Below are 520 nucleotides of genomic sequence, written 5' to 3' on the forward strand. Positions count from 1 at the left end.
CTAAATTTGCTGTGCCCGTAGTTGTTACACCTACCACACGGCTAGCAACAGTAGTGCTACCTAACCAACTCGATACATAAGGGCTAATAGCCTTACTCATTATTGGTAAACCTAATGCTGTCGTTGCAACCACAGCGCGTGGAATATTATTACCACGCTGTAATTCATTATAATTTTCAATGATAGGAGCCAGTTTTTTGATACTATATTCAGCAATTGATTTGCAATGAGCATTACAATCTGCTGATTGAATAAGTAAAATTAATTCATCTTGTTGTTGAACCAAGTGCTCTTTAGTGATCCTAGTTTCTATCGCTTTTTGCTGTTGTTCTGCATCGACATTATTTCCTAATTCAACTAAATGTTTCTTTTCCTCATCTGTAGAAGCAAGATAATACTTTTCAAGCCATGAAGTTATTTGTTTGGCTGTTAGATAATTATTCTCAACCACCACTTTCCCTGCTTGGGCAGCATTGGCAACACCTGCACTATTATCGCTGATTAAACCGCCAACAATCCC

General features: G+C 37.9%; 1 protein-coding gene. It reads right to left on the reverse strand.

From position 1 onward, the window contains the following. Positions 1–520 (reverse strand): VENN motif pre-toxin domain-containing protein (locus DK866_RS19780; protein ID WP_162557047.1); only part of this gene is annotated, 520 nt, incomplete at both ends.

The sequence above is a fragment of the Proteus genomosp. 4 str. ATCC 51469 genome, assembly GCF_003144375.1.
GTDB lineage: Bacteria > Pseudomonadota > Gammaproteobacteria > Enterobacterales > Enterobacteriaceae > Proteus.